Consider the following 23,475-nt stretch of genomic DNA (forward strand, 5'->3'; position numbering starts at 1 on the left):
ATTTTCCGGAAGGACCGATTTAAAAGATGGACATGTGCGAAAGGATAAGTGGGTCAGCGTCCATCTTTGACCCATTGCTTAGTTTTTCAGGGAACAGCAAGAGCGGGTGGACGTTTGCTGAGCCTAGTCCCGAAGAAATTTCGGGATGGTTACTTTTTGGGGCAATGCCAAAAAGTGACATAAATAATTCCTATAAAAACAAACAATCCATCCAAAAAAATGACATAAATGAAATTCCTTTGAATTTCAAAAAGCTAAATCTTAACTAAACGTCATTTCCCTGACCAGAATTTCTACGTTTTATAGAGCTTATTCCTATCAAAAATATCTTTTGTCAAAGGAAGGCCAGCCATTAGTTAGCTGTTTTATTCTAGAAGTTTAACTTCTTTTGGAATTCAGGCTAAACATAATGTCCATTCGGTATTAAATACAGGACCGGACAAAGATTGCCAATAAGAAAAAACCTCCTGCATTTGATTCAAGTTTCAAGAAGAAACGTATCAAAAACAGGAGGTCGGAACGTTGAAATGAAGAAATGACTTTTTCATAAAGAGAATAGAATCCAAGTTAGGGTAGAAGTTCCTGAACTATTGAGAAGGTTTTAATTTCTAAAGAGCAACTAACTTAAATCTATTTTCTTTTTGGAAGCTTACCGAAATTATTTTTCTGTGTCCTGAGCCAAAGCAATCCGAAGTTTAGCTTCAATTTGATCTGCCATTTCCGGATTATCGCTTAGGATTTGTTTAACGGCTTCTCTTCCCTGTCCAATTTTGGAACCTTCATAACTAAACCAGGAGCCACTCTTTTGAATGATGTTGCGTTCCACACCCAAGTCGATGATTTCACCGATTTTGGAGATACCTTCACCAAAGATGACATCAAATTCTGCGGTTCGGAATGGTGGAGCAACTTTGTTTTTAACCACCTTCACTTTTACCCGGTTACCGGTAGCGGTTTCTCCATCTTTTATTTGTGTACTACGGCGAATATCGATACGAACGGAGGCGTAGAATTTAAGGGCATTACCGCCGGTTGTTGTTTCCGGGTTGCCAAACATTACTCCGATTTTTTCCCTTAATTGGTTGATGAAGATGCAGCAACAGTTGGTGCGGCTGATGTTAGCAGTTAATTTACGCAGGGCCTGAGACATCAATCGGGCTTGCAATCCCATTTTGGATTCACCCATTTCCCCTTCAATTTCGCTTTTTGGAGTTAAGGCCGCAACAGAGTCAATAACAATAATATCAATGGCGCCTGAGCGAATCAGGTTATCAGCGATTTCCAGGGCTTGTTCTCCGTTATCAGGCTGAGAAATTAATAAATTCTCAATATCAACACCAAGTTTTTGGGCATAAAAGCGGTCGAAAGCATGCTCAGCATCAATAATAGCGGCAATTCCACCTTTCTTTTGACTTTCTGCAATGGCATGAATGGCCAAGGTTGTTTTACCGGAACTTTCAGGTCCATAAATTTCGATGATTCTTCCTTTTGGGTAGCCTCCAACACCTAGAGCAATATCTAAGGAAACGGAGCCGGAAGGAATAACATCCAGGGCTTCGATAGCCGTATCGCCTAATTTCATAATGGTTCCTTTGCCATAGGACTTCTCGAGTTTATCTAAAGCACTGGCTAAGGCTTTTAGCTTGTCTGCACTAGGTTTGATTGTTTCTGTAGACATTTTTAATGATAATAATTAAATAGTAAGATTGTATTTTGCCAAATTTTCAACTTGGAACTCTCCAAAAGTAGCTAGATTTAAAATCGAAATTTCAGCAAAAATATTTAGTTTTCAACCGCTGCCAGAATTTGCTGAGTATGGTTGCTTGTTTCAACCTTGGTGAACACTGTCAACAACACTCCGTCTTCCCCAATTACAAAGGTGTAGCGGTGCATTCCCATGTATTCTCTACCCATAAATTTTTTTAAACCCCAAGTGCCATAGGCATTGGCAACTGCCTGATCGGTGTCTGCCAAAAGCGGGAAAGGAAGGTCGAATTTCTTAATAAACTTTAAATGGGATTTTTCGGAATCGGCACTAACCCCTAAAATAGCAAATCCTTTCTTCATTAACTCTTCATAATTATCTCGCAAATTGCAAGCTTCTGCAGTGCAACCCGGGGTATCATCTTTTGGATAAAAATACAAAATCAGTTTTTTGCCCGCAAAATCGCTTAGTGAAACGGTGTTGCCATTTTGGTCTTTTGCCGTAAAGGCAGGCGCTTTATCTCCTTCTTTTAAATGTGACATGTTGTTTTGTTTTTGGTAAGTTGGCAAAGATGCTGGTTTTCTGAACGCTTGTCAAGTCTGTTCAAAACTTGTTTTTCCCAACTAATCAACAGCTATGGTCTATCCCGCCTGCAACCTGAAACAACGGTTCTGTTGCTTGTGCTTCGATTGGGTTATTTTACTGAATTTTATTCTTGAAAATGAGCAAGCAATGGTGCGATTATTAAACCGTTCCCAACAAGTTAAGGATTAAATTGTGGTTTCCCGACAATCTTTGCCAGATATATTTGTGGTTTCCCAAGAATTTCCTTAGTTTCGCCCACTTTTTTAGTATTTATCTGGAAAAAAGGAAAAAAACCTCTCTTTATAAATGAAGAAAAAACTACTACTTTTTGTTCTTTCCATTGGCTTTGCCCACTTTGGCTTTGCCCAAAATAACGTTGGTATAGGTACAACATCGCCGGACCTTTCCTCTGTTTTGGATGTTTCAGCAACCGATAAAGGATTGCTGGTTCCACGTCTGACCATTTTGCAGCGTTTGGCTATTAACAATCCTGCAACCGGATTGTTAGTGTATGATATTTCTGACAACTGTTTTTGGTACTTTAAAGATCCTGTAAATGGCTGGACTTCTTTATGTACTTCTTCAGGTAGTTCCGGAGCTACAGGCCCAACAGGTCCAACCGGACCTAATGGTTCAGCCGGATCCGCCGGTCCTGCCGGTCCAACCGGACCACAAGGTCCAACCGGTGCTGCCGGACCTGCCGGTACAGTTGGTGCAACCGGTCCAAGCGGTAATGCCGGACCAACCGGACCAACCGGCCCTTCAGGCGTTGATGGTGTTACCGGACCAACCGGCACCGACGCCCAAACACTTAGCTACAACTCCGGTACAAACACCCTATCTATTTCCAATGGTAATTCCGTGGTATTGAATGGTTCTGGCTCAGGCGCAACAGGTCCAACAGGTCCTTCCGGGGTAGATGGCGTTACCGGTCCAACCGGAACAGCGGGTACAGCAGGTGCTACCGGAGCTACTGGAGTTACCGGCCCAACTGGAGCCACCGGTTCAACCGGTGCAACAGGAGCCACCGGAATCCTGAACAGGTTTCACCTATACTGCACCGCAGGTCGTGCTTCTGTTAATACCAACACCTTAACCCTTCAACCGGGCTTAACCCAAACTTTTAACGTTACCGCCACTACAACGGTAGCTGTTTTTGCTTCAATTGGTGGATTAAATGCATCTACTACTGCCGGTGATTATTCCGTAGTTGATATGGTTGTTTATCTCGATGGTAACCCACTTACCGATGGGGGATGGAATAGGTTTAGCGTATTAAATCCTTCTGGAGCTGCTGTCAATGGTTTTGCAACTTCTTCCATTAATACGGTTTTCTCCGTTGCTGCCGGAACTCATACCATTGAATTAAGAACGGCTTTCAATTCAGGAACTTCCGCTGTTAATATTGGAGGTAACTCTACAACGGAAGTAAACCCGGGAGAATTAACCATTCTATTATTGAACTAATTCATGAAGAAAGGTATTCTGCTTAGTGTTTGCCTCACCGGTTTTTGGGCTCTTGCCGGTGCCCAAACCAATACTGCGGCCAAACGATATAACCAATCAGCCCAAAAGGCCGATCCGACTTCTGTTGCTCCGGCAGCTCAACCCATAAATTCTGCTGAAGTTCAAATCAATTCCACCAAACGTAATGCTACGCCAACCGTTACCAAAGTAGATTCGGTGCGTAGAAAAGAAGAATTGATTCCCGGAACTCCGGTTAAAAACACTACATTAAGGCAGCCTAAGTAATACAGGCTGCCTTTTTTATTTCTATATGAATCAAACAACGCGTAGTAAAAAAGTGGTGGTGGCTATTACCGGCGCCAGTGGTTCTATCTATGCGAAAGTGCTATTACAAAAACTGAAGGCCTTGCAAGATCAAATCCACTCGGTTGGGTTGGTATTAAGCGATAATGCCCACGAAGTTGCTTTGCATGAATTAGGTCATTCTCCCTACGAAGAATTTGGTTTTAAAACCTTTGGCAAAATGGATTTTAATGCTCCTTTTGCCAGTGGTTCTGCCGGTTATGAAGTGCTGTTTGTATGCCCTTGTTCCATGGGAACCCTGGCCAGAATCGCACATGGAGTTTCTTCCGACCTGATCACCCGTGCAGCAGATGTGGTCCTTAAAGAAAGAAGAAAGTTAATCCTAATTCCCAGGGAAACACCTTACTCTCTGATCCATATCAACAACATGAAGGCTGTTACCGAAGCTGGTGGAATTATTGTACCGGCTTCTCCTTCTTTCTATAGTAAACCTCAAACCTTTGAAGAGCTGGCTGCCACCGTGGTAGATCGTGCCTTGGATTTGGCCGGATTTCAACACTCTTCCTATCGCTGGCAGGAATAATCACTGCTTACCCTAACTGCATTTTCGGGCTAGTATAGAGCCGTTGCCCGCTTTCCATCTTTTGCTCTTAAAACGGAATCTCGGAATTAATTATACCTAAGTATAAAAGGCTACATGTTTTAAAACAGCAGCCTTCTATTAATAAAAATGGTATAAAAGATATAAATAGTTTAGCGTCCTAAAAAAGCTAGAATTCAAATTTATATCCAACGCCCTTTACGGTTTTTATTGAATCTTCGCCAATCTTCTCGCGTAGTTTACGGATGTGAACATCAATGGTGCGATCTCCAACAACCACTAAATCGCCCCAAACACGGTCTAATATTTCATCTCTCGTAAATACTTTTCCAGGTTTGGATGCCAACAAGGCAAGTAGCTCAAATTCTTTCTTGGGTAGGTTAAAAACTTCGCCATCCTTGGTAACCAGGTAACGGCTGCGATCAATAACCAAACCCTGCACTTCTACTACCGCTTCGGAAGTGTCGGCTATGCCTGAACGTCTTCTTAATAAAGCCTTAATTCTACTGATCAATACCCTGGGCTTTATAGGCTTGGTAATGTAGTCGTCAGCTCCACTGTCAAATCCGGCAATTTGACTATAATCTTCGTTCCTGGCTGTTAAAAATGCAATAATGGTATTTTGTAATTTGGGAATTTCTCTCAACTCTCTGCAGGTCTCAATACCATCCATTTCCGGCATCATTACATCCAATACCACCAAATCCGGTATTTCGCTTTTGGCTATTTCAATGGCTTCCTTGCCTGTACCGGCTGTTAATACCTTAAACCCTTCTTTTGCCAAATTGTACCGAATAAATTCCAAAATATCCGGTTCGTCATCTACTAATAAAATTTTGTGGTTTTCAGCCATGTAATTTTTATTTTCTCAAAAGTAAATGCCTTCCCTTAATCCTCGCATTAAGATTAAGTTAACATTTTTTGAAAGTAAATTTACGGTAAAGCCGAGATTAATTCCCTAACTTGCATGCTCTTAGAAAGAAAATGAAAAAGCTATTTCTTTTTATTGCCCTGACAATTAGCTATTTAGCTTCATATTCCCAGGAAGTTACCCCACAACCTGAAAAGGGAAAAGCCAGTTTCTACAGTAAAAAATGGGATGGCCGACGCACTTCAAGTGGAGAAAAATTGAGTTCAGCACTCTTTACAGCAGCACATAAAACCTTGCCCTTTGGAACCTTGGTTAGGGTTACTAACTTAACCAATTGCAACTGGGTTATTGTAAAAATAAATGACCGTGGCCCCCATATTAAAAGTCGGGTTATTGACCTAAGCTGGGGTGCAGCCAAACAATTGGGTATGATTGCCGCCGGAATTGCCGAAGTGGAAGTGGAGGTTTTGCAATAACTCTCCTTTATCCGGTTTGCCCAATTTTGCCTTTGCTTTCCTGGCCTTAAATATACCACAACGATTTAGGCAATAAACTCCAATTCTGCTTAATCAACCTTGGTTAAATTTGCTAGAAGTCTGATTAAAAATTAAACCGGATTTAACTTTCATGGCGCTATAATTTCCCCAATTTTACATCCTTATGAGTTTTTATTCCAATTCCATTTTCATCATTACCGGGGCAGCCTCCGGTATGGGCAAAGCGATGACCGAACAGTGTTTGCAAAATGGTGCAACTGTTTTTGCCCTGGATATTCGTGCGGAGTTGCTGCAACAATTGTCCCAACGGTTTCCCAATGCCCACCTTCATACTCAAATCCTGGATGTTTCTGATGCCACCGCTATTGCCGATTTTGCCGATCGAACCATTCCTTTATTGAACGGTAAAACCCTGGTACTGATTAACAATGCCGGAGTTGCTCTCGCTACCGGAAGGTTTATCGATACGCCTTTGTCCGATTTTGAATGGTTGCTTAATATCAACTTGTGGGGTGTAATTCGCATGACTAAGGCCTTTCTACCCTATATGCTGAAAACTCAAAAGGGTAGAATAGTCAATCTTTCCAGTGTTTTCGGACTGGCCGGAGTGGCCAATCAATCAGCCTATTCAACTTCTAAATTTGGAGTGAGAGGCTTTAGTGATGTTCTTCGGATGGAGCTTCACGATACGCCTATTAAAGTAACAACCGTGCATCCGGGTGGAGTAAAAACCAATATTACCCGGTTCAGCAAAATGGGAGGAAAGGTGTTTACTTCTAAAATGATGGAAGAAACTATTTCCCGATTCGATGAAATAGCCAAAACCTCTCCGGAAAAGGCTGCCGGTCTCATATTAAAAGCTGCTGAAAAAGGACAGGCCCGACTGATCATTGGTGCCGATGGTCGATTGTTTGAATGGATTACTCGACTTTTTCCCACTGCCTACATCGGAATGATTAAATTTGGTCTGGAGAAGCGCTTTGGAGATATATATGATAAACACGGTATTCCGAAATCTTAAGTTCAATGCCGGAAGTAAAAGTCAACATACAAGAACAGTTTAATTGTTCCCTCGAACGGGCTTTTAAATCTCCTATGCTTTGCGATGTTTTGAAAGTTCATACCGGCTTCCTGTTTATGCCTAAAGCTCTCCGGGTTTTTAACGATGAAAAATGGGGAGAACCGGGCGAAACCAAAGAAATTGTTTTTGCAAAGTCTATTGCCGCTTCTGCAGAAATGGTATTGCACGACCAGGTGTTGGAGCGCAAAGAAAATAAGTATTGGAAAATTAAGGTTTGGAATCCCGGAGGACTGCTCTTGTTTTTTACCCATTTTGTTGGAGAGTGGGAGGTGAAATCTGAATCTTCCAACGCTGTTTCTATCGTTTACACCTATACGCTCTGTTTTAATTCCCCTCTTTTGTATCTCCCGGCTCTGATGTTTGCCCATTTTTTTTGGAAAGCCTATATGGGTAATGTGATGCGCAATATCAAAGCTATGGCTCAGGGAAATGAAGCATTTTTGTACCCTTAATAAAATGAATGTGTTATGAATATTGACTATCAGGTTGGAATAATTGGTGCAGGTTTTGGCGGACTCGGTGCGGCAATTCAGCTACATCGCCTTGGAAATGATAATTTTATAGTGTTTGAAAGGGCTTCTGAACTTGGTGGTACCTGGCGCGACAACACTTATCCGGGTTGTGCCTGTGATGTTCCTTCGCATTTGTACTCCTTTTCTTTTGAACCCAATTCGGAGTGGAGCAGGAGTTATTCAGGTCAGGCAGAAATTTTAGATTACCTGCGAAACACCGCACAACGAAATGGAATTACTGAAAAAATCCGGTTTAATTCGGAAGTTAAATCGGCCATTTTCGATGAAAAGGAGGGTGTGTGGGAGATCAAAGACCAAAATGGATTCACCTGCCGGGTTCAATTCCTGCTGTCGGCAACGGGTCCTTTAAACCGTCCCAATCGCCCCAAATGGAAAGGACAAGAATTGTTTAAAGGTAAAATTTTTCACTCTGCCGAATGGGATCACAGCTATGATTTGGCAGGAAAACGAGTAGCCGTAATTGGAACCGGTGCCAGTGCCATTCAAATTGTGCCCAACATCGCACCGGTGGTTAGTCAATTGTTTGTTTTTCAGCGTACTCCGGCCTGGGTTATGCCTCGACACGACCGGAATTTTACCTCATTGGAGCAAGGTTTGTTTAAAGCAATTCCGGGTTTTAGAATACTCTACCGCGAGTTCTATTATTGGTTAAACGAATTTTTTGGTATGCAATTCGTTGGCAATAAAATCATGAATAAAATCGCTGCCTGGGCTGCAAAAAGGCATATTCAAAAAACCGTGAAAGACCCCGAAATTGCCAAAAAGCTTACTCCCGAATATACCATTGGCTGTAAACGCATTTTGCTCTCCGATGATTATTTTCCGACCTTTAACCTTCCGCATGTTTCGCTCCAATGCGACGCTATTGCTGAATTGATACCGGAGGGAATCCTTACTCAGTCGGGCGAAAAGGTGGAGGTGGATGCCATAATTTTTAGTACAGGATTTGTTGCAGCCGATGTGGATGATGTTGCCCTTGAATACCAATTTATAGGACTTAATGGACGAAATTTATTGATGGAATGGAAGGAAAAGGGTGCCGAAGCCTACAAAGGAATTACGGTTTCGGGTTTTCCGAATTTGCTGCTTTTGCTGGGCCCAAATACCGGCTTGGGGCATACCTCGGTGGTTCACATGATGGAGAGTCAGTTGAACTATATCCTCGATTATTTGGGTCATTCCAAAACCTTGAAAAAAGGCAAGTATTATGATCTTAATCCTCAGGTTCAGGAGCGTTACAATCAGCGCTTGCAGGATGAGTTGAAGAATACGGTATGGTCGTCGGGTTGTAAAAGTTGGTATGTGAATTCGGCCGGTCGAAATACCACTTTGTGGCCTAAACTTACGGTTGCGTATCGGCGCGAAACCCGGGTAATGGACGTGGAGAATTACCTGATTAAAGGAAAATCGATGTAGTTTTATTTTTATTATTGGGCGGGTCCTTTTTTGCCTACCGGGTTTATTTTGAATTTTCAGACTGAATCAAAGGCAAAAAACGCCGGGCTATTCGTTCCAAGTCCTCGCCGCCCGGGCTAGCGCCACGGCCGTCTGTGGGCTTTCCACTGCTATCCCTACCCGGGGTGCAACTAAAACGTTTGGTAAGTATGTCGGTCGTTTGGGGTTGCACATCGGGCAACGATAGAGGCAAGTAGCTCCCGGCAAAGCAATGGCTTCTGAGCGTTGGCTGCCGGGACTACAGACGATAGCGTGACCCGAAAGCCCTTGCATACATGCTTGTTCCCGGCTAAAAGGCCTCCGGGCTGAAGGGGGCCCGCCAACGAATAAAAAAATGGAAGGGCAAAACTCAAAAACAAGCTTTGAAGAACCAAAACCGGATCCGGAATACCTTGCATCTTTGCTGTATGACCCGCCCAGACTTAAAAAAGTAGAAAATCGTACTTTTGGTATAAAAAGTAATCCCTATCTTTGCCGAAATAATTGTCATGTTCGCTTCAATTTTACTAGGAATGCTTGGAACTACCGAAATCATCCTCATTATTGCTATTGTGGTTTTATTATTCGGTGGAAAGAAAATTCCGGAACTAATGAGAGGTCTTGGTCAGGGTATGAAAGAGTTTAAAGACGCTTCCAAAGGAGAGACCAAAACCAACGGAGAGTCTAAATAGACCCTTGATTACGCTTAGCATCTAAGCGCATTTTCAAAATTTTCGCAAAATCTTTGCCCAAGGTAGGCGATGCACTTAAATTGGTGACGTGTAGCCTGCGCCTTACAAGTATGGGTTCGATATGTCCGTAACGAATGCCTTGGTCCTGAGCCCTGGAAAACCATTCCACAAAGTCGCCGGTTCGGTAGTTTTCATTAAACTTTCCATATTTTTCAAATGCTTCGCGTTTTATAAGCATGCAGCATTTCATTAGTCCAATCAAGGGTTCGGGAGGACAAAGGATTTTTGATTTTTCGACTTCGTTTAGTTCAGGACTGATAAAGTTTTGTATCCGGCAAAAAACAGCTTCCCAATCCGGATTTTGTTCCAAAGCCTGAACTTGCAAGGCTATTTTGTTAGTTTCCCAACAATCGTCGGCATCATTAAAGGCAATGTAAGTTCCGGTGGCGGCATCAATTCCGGCATTTAGAGCAGCCGAAACACCCTGATTGGTTTGGTTTAGGATTTTAATTTCAGGGTGGTTTTTTAGGATTTCAACGGTATGATCGGTAGAGCCATCGTTAATGGCAATAAACTCATGGCAGTGGTAGGATTGGCTTAACATGGAAGACAAACATTCTTCCAGGTATTTACCTGCATTGTAGCATGGCAAAATAAAGCTGATTTCCTTCATTATTAAAGGTCCTTCAATTGGGTGTGTGGTTTAATTTCGCCGTTGTTTCTGCGTCGGTCCAATGAAACTTTTAAAGCCTTAATAATGCCTTGAGCGGTATCTAAGCGGTTCTTGGTTAAATTGGTAGAGTGCATGTGGTAATTCAAAGTAACCTCGTTTAGAATAATGATTTTTTCACCGCTTTCTCGGAGTCGGTTCACTATATCTACATCTTCGGCATACACCAGATTTTCATCAAAAAGACCGTATTTTTCAAAAACTTCTTTTCTAAACAGCATACTTCCTAAGTAGTAACCATGAACCTGGTGGCTTTCGTCGGGGAAAATGACTAAGTCGGGGTTTGCGCCTTCGCTAAAATGGTAGTGCGATTTACCTACGGTTGCCAGGGCGGAGGGGTTTTCTTGTAATGCTTTAACCTGAATTTCCAGTTTATTGGGTGTAAAGGTATCGTCATGGTCTAAAAAGGTAATAAATTCACCTTGTGCCAATGCGAGGCCGGTATTTTTAGCAGCTGAAGGACCACCGTTTTTACGGTTTACATAGCGTATTTTGTCGCCATAACCTTGGAGTAGTTCTTCGGTATTGTCGGTAGATTCGTCGTTTACCGCAATGATTTCGAAGTGGGTATAGGTTTGGTTAAAAATGCTTGCCAGGGCGTTGTGAATAAACCTGGAAGAATTGTAGCATGGAATAATAATACTAACTAGGCCTTTCATTGGGTTTGTAACAGGATTTTTAGTTGGTTTGGAATTTGGGTTAGGTCGGTACCGGTTTGGAGGTGATAACAGGGCCATAAACGAACCATTTCAGCTAGTTTAGCGAAATAAAAAGGTTCGGCCTTTAGGAGAGCCATGGTTGATGGGGCAAGTGCACGCAAAGAATCAGCGCTGTTGGCTTTTTGAACCAAGGTATTCAAATTGCCGGAAAACTTAGGTAAAACAATTTTTATTAACGGAAAGTTAAGCACGAGTTCGTCCGGGAAATGTTGCCACAAAAATACTTGTCCTTTTTGTTCCGGCATTTTTTCTTTGTTGAATAAATAGGATTCCAGAAAAGGGAAATTTCTCAATCCGTTTTCGTCTAGTTTAGCTACATTGTATAAGCTGTAAACAAGGCGGGTTTCTACATCTAAAAGAATAAAGTCGTCGCCTGCATATTTTAATCCGGAGCCGATGCAAGCTAAGGTGGAACTTGATTTTCCGGAGCCCCCGGCCCCTGCCAATAATATTCCGCCGGTTTCGGTTCCAACCGCCCCGGCATGTAGCATTACACAGGAGGTGTTTTTGGTAAAATGATACAAGATTTTTCGAAAAGGAAAGCTGCGTTCCCATTCGGGTAATTTTGTAACGGATTTGCTCCATTGTAATGCTCGTTTTCCATCCGGGTCGACCAGGGTAAAGGTGTCAGATTCAAACTGGTAATCGGCGTAATAACCTGCTGAAAGAAAAGATTTTATGACGCCAAAGCCATCCACTTCTTTCCAATCCCAGCAGGGTTTTGGAAGAAAGATTCCACTTTCTTCGGCATCGATGGTGTAAACAATAAAGTCGGGTAGTTGCTCGGATTGTATTTGGAGATGAGCAAGAGCAAGATGAAAAAAAGGCAGTGAAGATTGACCAATTCCCGAATGGCTCAAAACAAATGGACCAATTTTAAACCGGGCACTTGCTTCATTTCCGGAATGGCTACGGCAGAGGTTGAAGCATTCCTCCACAAAAGCGTGAATAGGCATTAACTTTCTTTGCGAAAAGGCCAGCCTTTTTCTTCTTCTACCTCATGGATAGGATCTAATAAAAGCAAATCCTGCATATCGGTAAACATTTCTATTGTAAGAGGTTGGAATTCTTTTGGAAGTCCATTCGTTGAAACCGGGGCAAAATCTGTGGCAGTACTTTCAGTTGCTTTTATCAGGTTTTCTTTTTCCAACCTGGAAATGAATTCGGAATAACTTTTATCCAGGTTTCCATTTTCGGAGGGGTACAAGTTGTGTAATTCTTTTTGAATCATTTCACTTGGCATTCCGGCTTCCAGACAAGACCAGGCATAGAAGGAAAGGCCACGCAAACTATAATAATTTCCTGCAATTAAATTGATAATAATTGCTTCATCTTCAAAACGTTCTGATACTATGTTCGTTGCTAATTTGTATGTCTTTTCCATTGCCTCAAAATGGGGGCGCAAAAGTAAATATAAAAACCTAATCTACATGAATCAACTTTCCAATTCCTGAAATTTCTGTTTCTAAAATGGGAGAGCCTTTGTATTTCACTGTTCCGCTGCCTGAAATTTTGGTGTGAAGGCGTTTGATGGCGGTTAGTTCGATGTTGCCGTATCCTTTCAAATCAATCCGGGCATCGTTGCTTGCCATAGGGAAACCATTGATTTGGCCGCTGCCGCCGAGGTAAATCGTGTGCGAATTGCTGCTGCCATCCAGGGATATATTTCCTGACCCGTTCAAGGTGGTAATAAGTTTATTGGCATCAGTTGATACTTGTAAAGTACCGGCACCACCAAGTTTAACTTCTAAAATGTCGCAAATTAAGCGATCAGTAAAAATTCGTCCGCTTCCGGTTACATCCAGTCGGGTAATTTCAGGAATGGTTACATAAACTCGGGGCAATGAACCTTCTTCTGAAAAGCAGCGATCAGAATACAATCTTAAAGCTCCGCCGGAAACTTCGGTTTTTAGGTTTTCCAAATGTTTTGACTGACCAACAATTCGAATGGATTGAGTGCTTCCTTGTTTAACAAAAACTACTACATCGGCATCCACTTCAATACCTGAAAAGCTTTCGAAGCTGGGGTTTTTGCTAATACTATCGTTGTCGCCTGTGATGCAGCCTTTCAAGCCTTGCTTTTCGCAGGAAACTAAGGAAAGACCGATTAGAAGGACCAGGATTGAAAAGGGAACTAGTTTTTTTGCTTTCATTTTAAGTTGCTTTTGACATGGCTTGTTTCATTACCTTCCAATAACTTTCTTCAACCAGTGCGTCTTTTAAAAGACCCTTTTTTTTCATTAATTCATGCATGGCCGGCAGATTATAGGAAGGAACAGTCATGAGTAAATGGTGTTCCAAATGGTAATGAACATTGTGGGGGGCAAAGAGTAATTTTTGATACCAACTGGCAATGGTTGTTCGGGTATTTTGTAATGGATTAGTGCGGTCGGGGGTAACACCATGTTCGGCTATGCTTCTGATTCGTAAAAAAAACATGGAAGAAGTAAGCAAAGGCCAAAGCCATACCAGCGGGAACAGCCAGGGTTTTCCAAGAAGATAAAAGCCAATAAACAAAACGGTATTTACGAGAAATGGACCTGTCCATGCTTTAATTAAAGAAAGAATTTGTTCTGATTTGGTGGTACCCGGATGCAATTTAACTACTGCCCCCCCCAGTTCATATTCCAGTAAACCCATGTTCATCATAGCTAGTCCAATGTAGGATTTTACCCCGGTAATGCCAATTAAATCCCTTCCAAATTTCCTGATCAAACTTTTTTCGGTAGTTGGGTACATATTCACCAGGTACAAATCCGGATCTTTATCACTTCCGGTGTGGCTGTGGTGACGCAGGTGGTATGCCCTGTATTTTTCCAGGTCTAACAGCATCGGATAGGCACAAAGCCATTGTCCAACCAATTGATTGGATCGTTTGCTTTTAAACATGGAATAATGGGAGAGGTCGTGCATTAAGATGGCCAGGGCCAACTGACGCGCTCCAACAATTAGCCAGGCAAGAGCAATGGTAAATGGATTAGTCCAAACGATTGCTATTCCCATTGCTGCTAAAATTACGCCCCAGGTAAAGGCAACTTCCCCGGCGGCTTTGAGGGTAGACCTTTCCATTAAGCCGGTCATTTCCTCTTTTGTAAATTCCTTCGATACATTCATAGGGTTTAAAACTGGAATTATGGAAATTTAATGCCTTGTGTTGCACCAACGCTTATGGATGGAATATTAGCTTTGTAAGATTCGTTGATAACACGAATAAATTCATTGGCAACAATGGCCTGTCCCCGCTTAGAGGGATGTAAACCATCGAGGGAAAAGAAAGCTCCGGAAACCAACTCTCCGCTGAATTCGATACCATCATAATAGGTGTGATTGAAAATGGTTTCAAACAGTTTTTTGATGTCAACCACCGGAATTCCTTTTTCTTCGGCCTTGGCCAGTAAAACGGAATTAAATTGTTCGGTGGCGGTTCGGATGTTGTTGAGTTCTTCCGGGGTTAAGATGTATTCTTTGTTGAGCGGTTTTTCAGCCCCCCAGCCAGCACATTTCAGCGAATCAACCGGGGTTTTTAGGGTAACGTGTTCCTCAGCGGTAATAAATCGGGCGGTGTTTCCATCTTTTATAACAAATGGGTTTTTACCTAACTTAAATATCATACCGGTTCCGGAATATTGAGAATTTAAGGCATCAACCCGACTTTGCTCAGTTAATTCCAAATCATCGTATTTAATTCGGGTGATGTAAGGGAAAACAGTAATATCCGGAATGTTGGCCATAACCCCCAAAGCGCCTCTGGCTGTTAATGAATCAACCAGTGCATTTAAGGAGTAGGTAAAATCATTTAAGCTGGAAATTTTGTCGGTTACTTTTCCATTTCCGCCTTCTGTAGCATAACTAAGCACATCGCTGGTTCCTAAATCGATGGTATAAAAGGTGGGTTGGGCTTTAAGTGATTCGAAAAGCACATTGGTGAAGAAGGAGTTTTGCACCATTCTCCAAAAGAATGGACTAAACGGAGAATTGTTGGTATAGCTTGATAATTCTCCGTATGATGGGGCCAGCAAGTCGGTCATTTTAAATGCCGGAATTCCCCAATGCTGATAAGGAGAGCTAGGGTTGGCAATTTTCTGGCTGTTATCGTTTAGATCTAGTTCGTTGTCACCGCTTAGTGCTAGTCGTTTTGGAAGCATTACCAGGTTTCCTTCGCAGTCGGTAAAGCGCTGCAAGGTCAACATAGAAAGGGTTCGGCTGTAATTGTTATTAATGGCATCGTAATCGGGATATACTCCGAGACTGCCTTTCAAATAAGGAATAGAAAAGTCTGAACCACCTGCCAATTTAAACTGTTGAGCCAGTAGGTTGGGGTAGGAGGCTTCTTGACCTTCTTTACTCAAAGCTCCATCTGCAAATCCGGCGGCCATGCTACCGCCATAGGCTACATAGGATGAGAAATTAGCCGTTCCGGCCGAAGGTGTTGCTTTTTCAAATTCCTTTTGGCAGGAGGTAAATCCGACGATTGCCAGGGAAGCAAAAAATAGTCTTTTCATGTTTTAACAATCAAAATAGGATATGCAATCCAAAACTTGGAATGAGGGCAGAGGATTTATAGGTACCATAAAAACCGGTTTCGGGGCTACCACCGTAGCGTTTTCCGGAGGCGGTGTAAACCACAGCTACATCCAAGCCCAATGTTTTGGCAGCTTGGTAGGATAGTCCACCGGTTACTCCCCAGCGATTCGCATCCGGGGTTTCGGGGGTTAAGTAGTCCGACTGAACAGGACTCATATCAAAATAGCCACCGGCTCGCAAGGTCAATCGTTCCACCACCCGGTATTCTGCACCTAATCTGAAGCAAAATGCATTTTTGTAAGCCTTGGTTAGTTTGGTGTCTTGCAATGGTTCTGAATTGGTTTCATAATCAAATTTCAGGGTATCGTAGCTGGACCATCCGGTGTAATTCACATCCAGGGCCAGGGTTAATTGTTTGTTTGGTTTGAAAGCTGCACCTAGGCTCAAACAAAAAGGAAGGTTAATGGACGATTTAAAGCCGGTTGAAGGAAACGAATCGGCCAAGGCAGTTGGAACATCAAACTCTGCTTTTCCATTGTTTAGGTTTAGTAGCGCGTTGGAACGGTAGTTTAAACCCAATTGAAATTTCTCATTTAGTTTATATAGCACTCCCAGATTAAATCCAACCGAGGTAGAAATTCCGGTTAACAAAGCTTGACCCGGATTACCCAAAGTATCGGTTGTTGGGATAGCTCTGCGTAGGTAAATATTCCCGGAATAGATGCATAACCCTGCACCAACACCCAGTTGGTCGGTAATTTTATAAGCAACGGTGGGTTGAAATGAAAACGTTTTCAGCGAAATTTCCCGAATGGCATATTGTCCCCGCCAATCATCTGCATATTTTAAACTTGAACCAAAAGGATTGTTGATGGAAATGCCGATGCTGAGTTTTGGGTGTTTTTTGAATCGGTGCGACATATAAAAGAAGAGGGGAGTGCCCAATTTGCTTTCATTGCGAGCGGTATAAAACCGGTCTTGGCTAACAAAGTCGACGGTAGCAAAAACTAAGCTGGCACCGACATTGACGTGAGAGCTGCTATCGAGGAAATTAACCGCGCCCGGGTTAAAGAACAAGCTGGAGGCATCTTGAGTTAATGCGGTTCCGGTTTGAGCCATACCATTTTGTCTGGCACCTTGCAATCCAACCTGAAAGCCTCCTGCATACAAAAAAGCCGGAACTGCCACTAAAAGCAGTCCCGGCAAATAGTTTCCGATTTTCATTTATTCGAAAATAATTCGTTTGGTGATGGTATTTTTATCTGAGCTGATTTTCACTAAATACAAACCTGCTCCTAAGTCTTCTTTATTTAGAACCATGCGACTTCCGGAAGCAGCAAGGGTTTTGATTTTTTTACCGGTTAAATCATAAACCTCAGCGGTAAAGCCAATGAATCCGGTTTCTAACACCATGGTATTGTTAGATGGATTTGGGAAGGCACGGATGGTGTTTTCTTTGTTTGGACCATGGATACCCACCTCTCCACAAACTTGTTCAAACAAGAAATCGGTGGTGAAGGTGATGGTAGAATCCATGTATTTAGCTCCGTCACTACCCGGGATGATATAGTTTACAAAAGGAACGTGGTCTGCACCCGGCCAGGTATGGAAAGAATGTGTAAGGCCTAAATTTCCGGCACGAATATCTAAAGATGCACTTCCATCCACTTCTAAAATTTTAACACCGGAAACATAGATGGTATCTGAACCATAAGGAACCGTTCCGTCATCGGTGCCATGCATACTAACGATGGCAGCATTTCCGGGTTCCATCCAGGTGGTATCGCCAATGGCACCACAAAGATTTACAACGCCTTTTACTTTGGAAGAGTAACCGGGATTACCGCTGTTTCCTTCAATTCCACCAAGGGCAACAGCTTCAGATTGAATCCAAGGCTGAAGTTCACTTATTTTATCCATGTAAGCAGTATGAATACCTACAAAAGCTCCTGCCGATACTCCTCCTACAAAAATATTGTTGGTATCGATTCGGTAGGAATTAGAAGTTGCGGCATCTTTATAAAAATAACGAACACAGGCTTTCATGTCCTGAACACCACGCAACACGGCTTTCATCATGTTTACCGAGTCGATTGGGTCGGCTCCGATGCGGTATTTAATGGAAACAGCCACATATCCTTTTTTTACATAGGCATTGCAAAGTTTAAGAATATCCGGACTTTCTTTTACCCCTGAAATAAAGCTACCTCCAAAGGCCATAATAACCAATGGGCGGTGACTCATGGTATCTCCTTCCGGTTCAAAAACATACATGTCTAAGGATTCGGTGGTGCCTTGGTAATTGGGGGCAGAGCCGTACACTACCGCGCCAGGCAAGCTGGGAAAACCGCTATCCATAAAGCCGGGGAAGAGGTTGTTTTGAAAGCGACCGCCTTCACACTGAGCAAAGGCTTGAGTGCCAAGGAGAATGGTACATACGAGGGTAAACAGTTTTTTCATTTACAGATTTTTAAGGAGCCCAATATTATGAAAAAATCTTAGACAGGTAAAGCTTTCCTTAAAAAAATACAGCCTGTATTTCGGAAAGGTTAAGCTTTTGGAAGTTCAAAGTTTGTAAACCTGGTTCGACGCCATAGAATTTAGGTTAAAACCGATAGGAAATCTTTAATAAATGGATGTAACCAAACGAGGCTAAGAAGTTAAATTGGAGAAATCGACTATTATTATTTATGCTTTTTATGCGGGCCCCCTCCGCCCCAAATAGCTTTTTGCTAAGCTCCAATCAACTTGCATGGGCGTTCGGGTCACGCTTTCGGCTGTAGTCCAAGCCCACTCCGCTAAATCGCTGCGTTGGCTTGGAGCTACTTGCCTCTATCGTTGCCCGAGGCGCGATCTATTAGTGTATTGTCTAATCCAACCATTCATGGTATCTATTAGGTTTCTGCAAGGAATTTCCGGTTTCATAAGAAAAGCCATGCAATTTGCCGGGGTAAAAGGCTTACAGCTTGGGGTTGCGCCTCGGGCAACGATAGAGGCAAGTAGCCCACAGTACACCTACGGCGATAGCCTAGGTGGACGAGGACTACAGCCGAAAGCGTGACCTGAACGCCCTTTGCAGATGCTGTTTAATTTGGCACGAAACAGTATGGGCGGAAGGGGCCCGCATCTAAACTAATACAGTGGATTTAGTTTTTTCCAAACAAGAAATTCATACCGATACCAAATCCGATGTTGCTAAATGGGGATGAAACCCTCAATTCGTCTTTGGGCTTGGAGAGATCGGTATTGCTGTTGATTTCTGTGTTATTGCTGTTTTGATTCAGTTCGGTTACAAAATTAATTTCGTTATCGTAGGTAGTAGCGGTTAAATCGTTGAGTTGATTGATGGTAAAGCCATTAATAGTAAGATCGTATCGGGTGATTTGAAGGCTTTTGCCAAACAAACTCATGTGTTGACCTGTAATACCGGCAAAGATTTCGAAATGTTGACCAAGGCGTCTGTGTAAACCTAGTCCGCCATTAATTCCAAGGGAAAAAGTAGGTTTAGTTTCGGAAGTAATTTTAGCGGTTGAATTTCCCAGAAAGGAGTTAGGGCCGTTTAATTCAACATCGTGGTAAATGGCGCCTGCAACCGGAATAGACAAGCCAAAACGGCCTTGGATAAACCAGTTGGTTCCAAGCGGAAAGTCGTAGGTAACGGCAGGTAAAATGGCCAGTCCTCGGGAATAAGTCGATACGTCCATTACGGCGGAAGGACCCAACAAGGTATTGCCTTCAATGACAGAGTGCGACTTTATTTTTCCGCCTTGAAGCCAAAGTACGCCCAGTTCGAGTCCGATGCGGGAAGGAAGCTTTACGCCGAAAGCTAAAAGGTAGTTGAAACCTTTGGAATAGGTATCATGAACCAAGGAACGTTGTCCGGTGGAGTCGATGTTATTGGTCATGTCTTGAATGCTACCCTCCGTAACTTTGAGACTGGTATTGGAAGGAGAAATGGATTTTACGGTAAACTCTTGAGGCAGAAGTCCTTTGGTGCCGTAGCCTACCGCGGCTTTAATATACCAGCGTGATTTAGGTTTAGGTGAATTTTCTTGAGAAAAGCCTATTAAAGGCAACAGGAAGAGCAATACGAGGTAACGCATGGGATACTAATTTTGGTAAAACAGGCTTCAAAAATAGACGAATGTTGGTATGGCCGCCCCGGTTTGCCGTAATTTTAAAAAAAGTTCCGGGCTTGCCTTGCCTGGTCAAGAGGAATGCGATAAAGAAGCAATACCGGCTTAAACCGGAGTAAGGCCGTAGTGTAGAAGCAAAGCAATAAGGTTGAATAATTGAAACGGGAAAAATCAAGTGATAATAGTGGGGAGCCAAGGGTTTTTATGAAGGAATAAAAGGCTAAAATTTTTGGCGGTTTTCATTTTTATTTTTCGGGTAATGACAAGCTGTTTGATGTGTGAGAAAAAATCCGAACTTTGCGCCCGCATTTCAAAGAGCTCGTATTTTTTGAAATAGCGAACTAAACTACACATGATAAAAGTTACTTTACCTGATGGCTCCGTAAGGGAATACGAAAATGGAGTTTCGGCTCTGGATGTTGCCAAAAGTATTTCAGAAGGATTAGCTAGAAATGTACTAGCTGCAAAAGTGAATGGTACGGTGGTGGATGCTGTGCTTCCATTGCCGGGAGATTGCAGTGTGACCCTGCTGACAGACCGAGACAAGGATGGAATGAATACCTTATGGCATAGTTCGGCCCACTTGATGGCAGAAGCTATTGAGGCTTTTTATCCGGGAACTAAATTTGGAATTGGTCCGCCAATTGAAAATGGTTTTTATTACGACATTGAAATTCCGGAGCATTCCTTAACCCAGGATGATTTTGAAAAGATTGAACAGAAGATGTTGGAGTTGGCCCGTCAAAAGAATGCCTATCAGCGTAAGGAGGTGGGCAAGGCTGATGCTATTGCCTATTTTACCGAAAAGGGAGACAACTACAAATTAGACTTATTGAAAGACCTGGAAGATGGGAAAATCACTTTTTACACCCAGGGCAACTTTACGGATCTTTGCAGAGGGCCTCATATTCCGGATACTTCGTTTATTAAGGCCGCCAAGCTATTAAATGTTGCAGGAGCGTATTGGAGGGGAGATGAAAAAAGCAAACAACTTACCCGGGTTTACGCGATAACTTTTACCAAGGAGAAGGACTTGAAAGAGTACCTAACCATGTTGGAAGAAGCCAAAAAGCGCGATCACCGAAAACTGGGTAAAGAGTTGGAGTTGTTTCATTTTTCTGAAAAGGTGGGATCCGGATTGCCGCTTTGGCTGCCAAAAGGAGCGGCCTTGCGCGATCGATTGGAGCAGTTTTTAAAGAAGGCACAATTGCAATCGGGTTATTTGCCGGTTATTACACCGCATATTGCCAATAAGAATTTGTACATTACTTCGGGGCACTATGAAAAATACGGTAAGGATAGTTTTCAGCCCATTCGCACTCCGGAAGAAGGGGAGGAGTTTTTCTTAAAACCAATGAATTGTCCGCACCACTGTGAAATTTACAAAAGCAAACCACGCAGTTACCGTGATTTACCATTGCGTTTGGCCGAGTTTGGAACGGTGTATCGATACGAGCAAAGTGGGGAGTTGCATGGATTAACTCGGGTTCGGGGATTTACCCAGGACGATGCACATTTGTTTTGCCGTCCCGATCAGGTAAAGGAAGAATTTGCCAAGGTGATAGACTTGGTATTGTTTGTTTTTAAATCGTTGGGCTTTACGGATTACGTGGCACAGGTATCGTTGAGGGATCAGGAGAATCGGGAGAAGTACATTGGTACAGACGAAAACTGGGAACGTGCCGAAACCGCTATTGTTGAAACGGCAAAAGAAAAGGGTTTACCAACGGTGGTGGAATATGGAGAAGCAGCGTTTTATGGTCCAAAACTTGATTTTATGGTAAAGGATGCCATTGGAAGAAAGTGGCAATTAGGAACCATTCAAGTGGATTATAATCTGCCCGAACGTTTTGAATTGGAATATATGGGAAGTGATAACCAAAAGCACCGTCCGGTTATGATTCACCGCGCTCCTTTTGGGTCACTTGAGCGTTTTGTAGCTGTACTTATTGAGCATTGTGCAGGTAAATTTCCGTTGTGGTTAACTCCGGAACAGGCGGTAATACTGCCTATTTCAGATAAATACAACGACTATGCAAAAAGTTTTCAACAGTATTTAAATAATTCCGATATTCGCACCCTCGTTGACGAAAGGAACGAAAAAATCGGGAAAAAGATCCGAGACGCTGAATTATCTAAGGTTCCAATGATGTTAATTGTTGGAGAAAAGGAAGTTGAATCAGGAGGTGTTTCAGTTCGGATTCAAGGTGATGGAGACAAAGGGATGTTAACAAAAGATGATTTTGTTGCCTTTTTCAATGAGGAAGTAAAGAAGTCGTTTAACCAATAAATTTAGCACTATAGAACCAAGATTTACTCCAAACAAGCCTGCTCCGCAAGGAGGACCAAGGCCACTTCCGGTTGGAAGATTTGGAAAGAGAAAGCAATCCGATGAACATGAAAATCACCGGATTAACCGCCAGATTAACAACGTAACCGAGGTAAGGGTAGTTGGCGAAAACTTCGAACAGGGAGTTTATCCAATTTCCAAAGCGATTGCCATTGCCGAGGAGCTTGGTGTTGATTTAGTGGAGATTTCTCCAAACGCTGTACCTCCGGTTTGCAGGTTGGTAGATTATGGCAAGTTTCTTTACGAGCAAAAAAAGAAACAAAAGGAACTAAAAGCCAAAGCCTCCAAAGTGGTGGTGAAGGAAATACGTTTCGGACCGCAAACGGATGAGCATGATTTTAATTTTAAATTGAAACATGCCATGAAATTCCTCGAAGAAGGATCTAAGGTGAAAGCCTATGTGTTCTTTAAAGGAAGGTCAATCGTGTACAAAGAGCAAGGGGAAGTGCTATTGCTAAAATTTGCCAACGAATTAGAAAACGTTGGAAAAGTTGAGCAATTACCCCTCATGGAAGGCAAGAAAATGCAGATCATGATTGCACCAAAGAAAAAGTAAACTATCAACATAAATACAAATAAACAATGCCAAAAATGAAGACCAATTCCAGTGCGAAAAAACGCTTTTCGTTCACCGGAACCGGCAAAATCAAAAGGAAGCATGCTTTCAAAAATCACATCCTGACCAAAAAGGAAACCAAGCAAAAACGCAATTTGGGTAAATTTGCTATCGTTTCTTCAAGCGACGAAGGAAGAGTGAAAATGCTATTAGCAGTAGGAAAGTAAACCTTTTTATCCGGTAAACAATTTAACAAATCAAAAGTTTAACCAGGGGGCAGGCCAAAAGAATCCCAATATAGTAGGGTCGCCAGTCACCAAAATCAGTAAAACAAAAAATGCCACGTTCAGTCAACGCAGTAGCCTCCAGGGCAAAAAGAAAAAAAGTTCTAAAACAAACCAAAGGTAATTGGGGCGGTAGAAAAAATGTATGGACCGTTGCCAAGAATACCTTGGAGAAAGGTCTAGGTTACGCTTACCGTGACCGCAAAACCAAAAAACGCAATTTCCGCGGTCTTTGGATTCAACGTATTAATGCCGGTGTTCGCGAGTTCGGTATGAGCTACAGCGAATTCATGGGAAAAATTCACGCTAAAGGTATCGAGCTAAACCGTAAGGTGTTGGCCGATTTAGCTATGAATAACCCGGAAGCATTCAAAGCAATTGTTGAGTCTGTAAAATAATAAAGCTCA

The 23,475-nt window shown here is 42.5% G+C and carries 25 protein-coding genes; 12 read left to right on the forward strand and 13 right to left on the reverse strand.

The genetic code is table 11. The features are described 5' to 3' along the window. Positions 1-658 precede the first annotated feature (658 nt). Both recA and bcp read right to left on the reverse strand, forming a co-directional pair. The gene (gene recA / locus K1X82_03050; GenBank protein MBX7181066.1) at positions 659-1,678 is read right to left on the reverse strand and encodes a recombinase RecA; all 1,020 of its coding nucleotides are present in this window, start codon (positions 1,676-1,678) and stop codon (positions 659-661) included. Positions 1,679-1,782: 104 nt separating this feature from the next. Next, positions 1,783-2,247, reverse strand: coding sequence for a thioredoxin-dependent thiol peroxidase (bcp, locus tag K1X82_03055; protein ID MBX7181067.1), 465 nt, complete (start codon positions 2,245-2,247; stop codon positions 1,783-1,785). Between the two features lie 349 nt (positions 2,248-2,596). Between bcp and K1X82_03060 the strand changes: the two genes are divergently transcribed. Genes K1X82_03060 through K1X82_03070 form a run of 3 tightly spaced genes read left to right on the forward strand, consistent with a single transcriptional unit; the run spans position 2,597 to position 4,643 of the window. Then, positions 2,597-3,757 (forward strand): collagen-like protein, encoded by a 1,161-nt coding sequence (locus K1X82_03060; protein MBX7181068.1) that lies wholly within the window; start codon positions 2,597-2,599, stop codon positions 3,755-3,757. A 3-nt stretch (positions 3,758-3,760) separates the two neighbouring features. Then, positions 3,761-4,042: a hypothetical protein gene (locus tag K1X82_03065; protein MBX7181069.1), complete on the forward strand. Its 282-nt coding sequence runs from the start codon at positions 3,761-3,763 to the stop codon at positions 4,040-4,042. A 25-nt stretch (positions 4,043-4,067) separates the two neighbouring features. Further along, positions 4,068-4,643 carry a UbiX family flavin prenyltransferase gene (locus K1X82_03070; protein MBX7181070.1) on the forward strand — a complete coding sequence of 192 codons (576 nt, stop codon included), beginning with the start codon at positions 4,068-4,070 and terminating at the stop codon, positions 4,641-4,643. A gap of 187 nt (positions 4,644-4,830) precedes the next feature. On the opposite strand, the gene K1X82_03075 is transcribed toward K1X82_03070, so the two are convergent. Next, on the reverse strand, positions 4,831-5,514 hold the full coding sequence (locus tag K1X82_03075; protein MBX7181071.1) for a response regulator transcription factor: 684 nt from the start codon (positions 5,512-5,514) through the stop codon (positions 4,831-4,833). A 131-nt stretch (positions 5,515-5,645) separates the two neighbouring features. On the opposite strand from K1X82_03075, the gene K1X82_03080 reads away from it, so the two are divergent. The 5 genes from K1X82_03080 (at position 5,646) to K1X82_03100 (ending at position 9,769) form a co-directional block, all read left to right on the forward strand. Continuing rightward, the gene (locus K1X82_03080) at positions 5,646-6,008 is read left to right on the forward strand and encodes a septal ring lytic transglycosylase RlpA family protein (protein MBX7181072.1); all 363 of its coding nucleotides are present in this window, start codon (positions 5,646-5,648) and stop codon (positions 6,006-6,008) included. A 184-nt stretch (positions 6,009-6,192) separates the two neighbouring features. Beyond that, positions 6,193-7,050, forward strand: a complete 858-nt coding sequence (locus tag K1X82_03085; protein MBX7181073.1) for an SDR family NAD(P)-dependent oxidoreductase — start codon at positions 6,193-6,195, stop codon at positions 7,048-7,050. Between the two features lie 5 nt (positions 7,051-7,055). Beyond that, positions 7,056-7,562: a hypothetical protein gene (locus tag K1X82_03090; protein ID MBX7181074.1), complete on the forward strand. Its 507-nt coding sequence runs from the start codon at positions 7,056-7,058 to the stop codon at positions 7,560-7,562. A gap of 15 nt (positions 7,563-7,577) precedes the next feature. Beyond that, positions 7,578-9,059 (forward strand): NAD(P)/FAD-dependent oxidoreductase, encoded by a 1,482-nt coding sequence (locus K1X82_03095; GenBank protein ID MBX7181075.1) that lies wholly within the window; start codon positions 7,578-7,580, stop codon positions 9,057-9,059. A gap of 527 nt (positions 9,060-9,586) precedes the next feature. Continuing rightward, positions 9,587-9,769 carry a twin-arginine translocase TatA/TatE family subunit gene (locus K1X82_03100; GenBank protein MBX7181076.1) on the forward strand — a complete coding sequence of 61 codons (183 nt, stop codon included), beginning with the start codon at positions 9,587-9,589 and terminating at the stop codon, positions 9,767-9,769. On the opposite strand, the gene K1X82_03105 is transcribed toward K1X82_03100, so the two are convergent. The 10 genes from K1X82_03105 to K1X82_03150 all read right to left on the reverse strand — a co-directional run bounded on the left by K1X82_03105 (position 9,762) and on the right by K1X82_03150 (position 19,845). Next, complete coding sequence (locus K1X82_03105; protein ID MBX7181077.1) at positions 9,762-10,442, reverse strand: glycosyltransferase; 681 nt, start codon at positions 10,440-10,442, stop codon at positions 9,762-9,764. The two genes, K1X82_03100 and K1X82_03105, sit on opposite strands and share 8 nt — an antisense overlap. A gap of 2 nt (positions 10,443-10,444) precedes the next feature. After that, positions 10,445-11,158: a glycosyltransferase family 2 protein gene (locus tag K1X82_03110; GenBank protein MBX7181078.1), complete on the reverse strand. Its 714-nt coding sequence runs from the start codon at positions 11,156-11,158 to the stop codon at positions 10,445-10,447. Then, positions 11,155-12,174, reverse strand: a complete 1,020-nt coding sequence (locus K1X82_03115; GenBank protein ID MBX7181079.1) for a hypothetical protein — start codon at positions 12,172-12,174, stop codon at positions 11,155-11,157. The genes K1X82_03110 and K1X82_03115 overlap by 4 nt, the downstream gene beginning before the upstream one ends. Next, positions 12,174-12,602: a hypothetical protein gene (locus tag K1X82_03120; GenBank protein ID MBX7181080.1), complete on the reverse strand. Its 429-nt coding sequence runs from the start codon at positions 12,600-12,602 to the stop codon at positions 12,174-12,176. Before K1X82_03120 ends, K1X82_03115 begins: the two co-directional genes overlap by 1 nt. 37 nt (positions 12,603-12,639) lie before the next feature. Then, positions 12,640-13,371, reverse strand: coding sequence for a DUF2807 domain-containing protein (locus tag K1X82_03125; protein ID MBX7181081.1), 732 nt, complete (start codon positions 13,369-13,371; stop codon positions 12,640-12,642). A 1-nt stretch (position 13,372) separates the two neighbouring features. Further along, positions 13,373-14,332, reverse strand: a complete 960-nt coding sequence (locus K1X82_03130) for a fatty acid desaturase family protein (protein MBX7181082.1) — start codon at positions 14,330-14,332, stop codon at positions 13,373-13,375. A gap of 17 nt (positions 14,333-14,349) precedes the next feature. Then, positions 14,350-15,720, reverse strand: a complete 1,371-nt coding sequence (locus K1X82_03135) for a hypothetical protein (protein ID MBX7181083.1) — start codon at positions 15,718-15,720, stop codon at positions 14,350-14,352. Positions 15,721-15,730: 10 nt separating this feature from the next. After that, complete coding sequence (locus K1X82_03140) at positions 15,731-16,966, reverse strand: outer membrane protein transport protein (GenBank protein MBX7181084.1); 1,236 nt, start codon at positions 16,964-16,966, stop codon at positions 15,731-15,733. Then, a complete protein-coding gene (locus K1X82_03145) occupies positions 16,967-18,202 on the reverse strand; it encodes a T9SS type A sorting domain-containing protein (protein MBX7181085.1) in 1,236 nt (411 codons plus the stop codon). A gap of 686 nt (positions 18,203-18,888) precedes the next feature. Continuing rightward, on the reverse strand, positions 18,889-19,845 hold the full coding sequence (locus K1X82_03150; protein MBX7181086.1) for an outer membrane beta-barrel protein: 957 nt from the start codon (positions 19,843-19,845) through the stop codon (positions 18,889-18,891). 385 nt (positions 19,846-20,230) lie between these two features. On the opposite strand from K1X82_03150, the gene thrS reads away from it, so the two are divergent. From thrS to rplT, 4 genes are all read left to right on the forward strand, one after another. After that, complete coding sequence (gene thrS, locus K1X82_03155) at positions 20,231-22,168, forward strand: threonine--tRNA ligase (protein ID MBX7181087.1); 1,938 nt, start codon at positions 20,231-20,233, stop codon at positions 22,166-22,168. A 10-nt stretch (positions 22,169-22,178) separates the two neighbouring features. Further along, entirely contained in the window at positions 22,179-22,784 is a 606-nt protein-coding gene (infC, locus tag K1X82_03160; protein ID MBX7181088.1) for a translation initiation factor IF-3, read from the forward strand. 26 nt (positions 22,785-22,810) lie between these two features. Further along, positions 22,811-23,011: a 50S ribosomal protein L35 gene (gene rpmI / locus K1X82_03165; protein MBX7181089.1), complete on the forward strand. Its 201-nt coding sequence runs from the start codon at positions 22,811-22,813 to the stop codon at positions 23,009-23,011. Between the two features lie 110 nt (positions 23,012-23,121). Then, complete coding sequence (gene rplT, locus K1X82_03170) at positions 23,122-23,466, forward strand: 50S ribosomal protein L20 (GenBank protein MBX7181090.1); 345 nt, start codon at positions 23,122-23,124, stop codon at positions 23,464-23,466. Positions 23,467-23,475 lie beyond the last annotated feature (9 nt).

This window comes from Bacteroidia bacterium, assembly GCA_019695265.1.
Taxonomy (GTDB): domain Bacteria; phylum Bacteroidota; class Bacteroidia; order JAIBAJ01; family JAIBAJ01; genus JAIBAJ01.

Bases quoted from the DNA above. Each gene is read 5' to 3' on its own strand.
- recA (MBX7181066.1), bottom strand. From the start codon at position 1,678: ATGTCTACAGAAACAATCAAACCTAGTGCAGACAAGCTAAAAGCCTTA.
- bcp (MBX7181067.1), bottom strand. From the start codon at position 2,247: ATGTCACATTTAAAAGAAGGAGATAAAGCGCCTGCCTTTACGGCAAAA.
- K1X82_03060 (MBX7181068.1), top strand. From the start codon at position 2,597: ATGAAGAAAAAACTACTACTTTTTGTTCTTTCCATTGGCTTTGCCCAC.
- K1X82_03065 (MBX7181069.1), top strand. From the start codon at position 3,761: ATGAAGAAAGGTATTCTGCTTAGTGTTTGCCTCACCGGTTTTTGGGCT.
- K1X82_03070 (MBX7181070.1), top strand. From the start codon at position 4,068: ATGAATCAAACAACGCGTAGTAAAAAAGTGGTGGTGGCTATTACCGGC.
- K1X82_03075 (MBX7181071.1), bottom strand. From the start codon at position 5,514: ATGGCTGAAAACCACAAAATTTTATTAGTAGATGACGAACCGGATATT.
- K1X82_03080 (MBX7181072.1), top strand. From the start codon at position 5,646: ATGAAAAAGCTATTTCTTTTTATTGCCCTGACAATTAGCTATTTAGCT.
- K1X82_03085 (MBX7181073.1), top strand. From the start codon at position 6,193: ATGAGTTTTTATTCCAATTCCATTTTCATCATTACCGGGGCAGCCTCC.
- K1X82_03090 (MBX7181074.1), top strand. From the start codon at position 7,056: ATGCCGGAAGTAAAAGTCAACATACAAGAACAGTTTAATTGTTCCCTC.
- K1X82_03095 (MBX7181075.1), top strand. From the start codon at position 7,578: ATGAATATTGACTATCAGGTTGGAATAATTGGTGCAGGTTTTGGCGGA.
- K1X82_03100 (MBX7181076.1), top strand. From the start codon at position 9,587: ATGTTCGCTTCAATTTTACTAGGAATGCTTGGAACTACCGAAATCATC.
- K1X82_03105 (MBX7181077.1), bottom strand. From the start codon at position 10,442: ATGAAGGAAATCAGCTTTATTTTGCCATGCTACAATGCAGGTAAATAC.
- K1X82_03110 (MBX7181078.1), bottom strand. From the start codon at position 11,158: ATGAAAGGCCTAGTTAGTATTATTATTCCATGCTACAATTCTTCCAGG.
- K1X82_03115 (MBX7181079.1), bottom strand. From the start codon at position 12,174: ATGCCTATTCACGCTTTTGTGGAGGAATGCTTCAACCTCTGCCGTAGC.
- K1X82_03120 (MBX7181080.1), bottom strand. From the start codon at position 12,602: ATGGAAAAGACATACAAATTAGCAACGAACATAGTATCAGAACGTTTT.
- K1X82_03125 (MBX7181081.1), bottom strand. From the start codon at position 13,371: ATGAAAGCAAAAAAACTAGTTCCCTTTTCAATCCTGGTCCTTCTAATC.
- K1X82_03130 (MBX7181082.1), bottom strand. From the start codon at position 14,332: ATGAATGTATCGAAGGAATTTACAAAAGAGGAAATGACCGGCTTAATG.
- K1X82_03135 (MBX7181083.1), bottom strand. From the start codon at position 15,720: ATGAAAAGACTATTTTTTGCTTCCCTGGCAATCGTCGGATTTACCTCC.
- K1X82_03140 (MBX7181084.1), bottom strand. From the start codon at position 16,966: ATGAAAATCGGAAACTATTTGCCGGGACTGCTTTTAGTGGCAGTTCCG.
- K1X82_03145 (MBX7181085.1), bottom strand. From the start codon at position 18,202: ATGAAAAAACTGTTTACCCTCGTATGTACCATTCTCCTTGGCACTCAA.
- K1X82_03150 (MBX7181086.1), bottom strand. From the start codon at position 19,845: ATGCGTTACCTCGTATTGCTCTTCCTGTTGCCTTTAATAGGCTTTTCT.
- thrS (MBX7181087.1), top strand. From the start codon at position 20,231: ATGATAAAAGTTACTTTACCTGATGGCTCCGTAAGGGAATACGAAAAT.
- rpmI (MBX7181089.1), top strand. From the start codon at position 22,811: ATGCCAAAAATGAAGACCAATTCCAGTGCGAAAAAACGCTTTTCGTTC.
- rplT (MBX7181090.1), top strand. From the start codon at position 23,122: ATGCCACGTTCAGTCAACGCAGTAGCCTCCAGGGCAAAAAGAAAAAAA.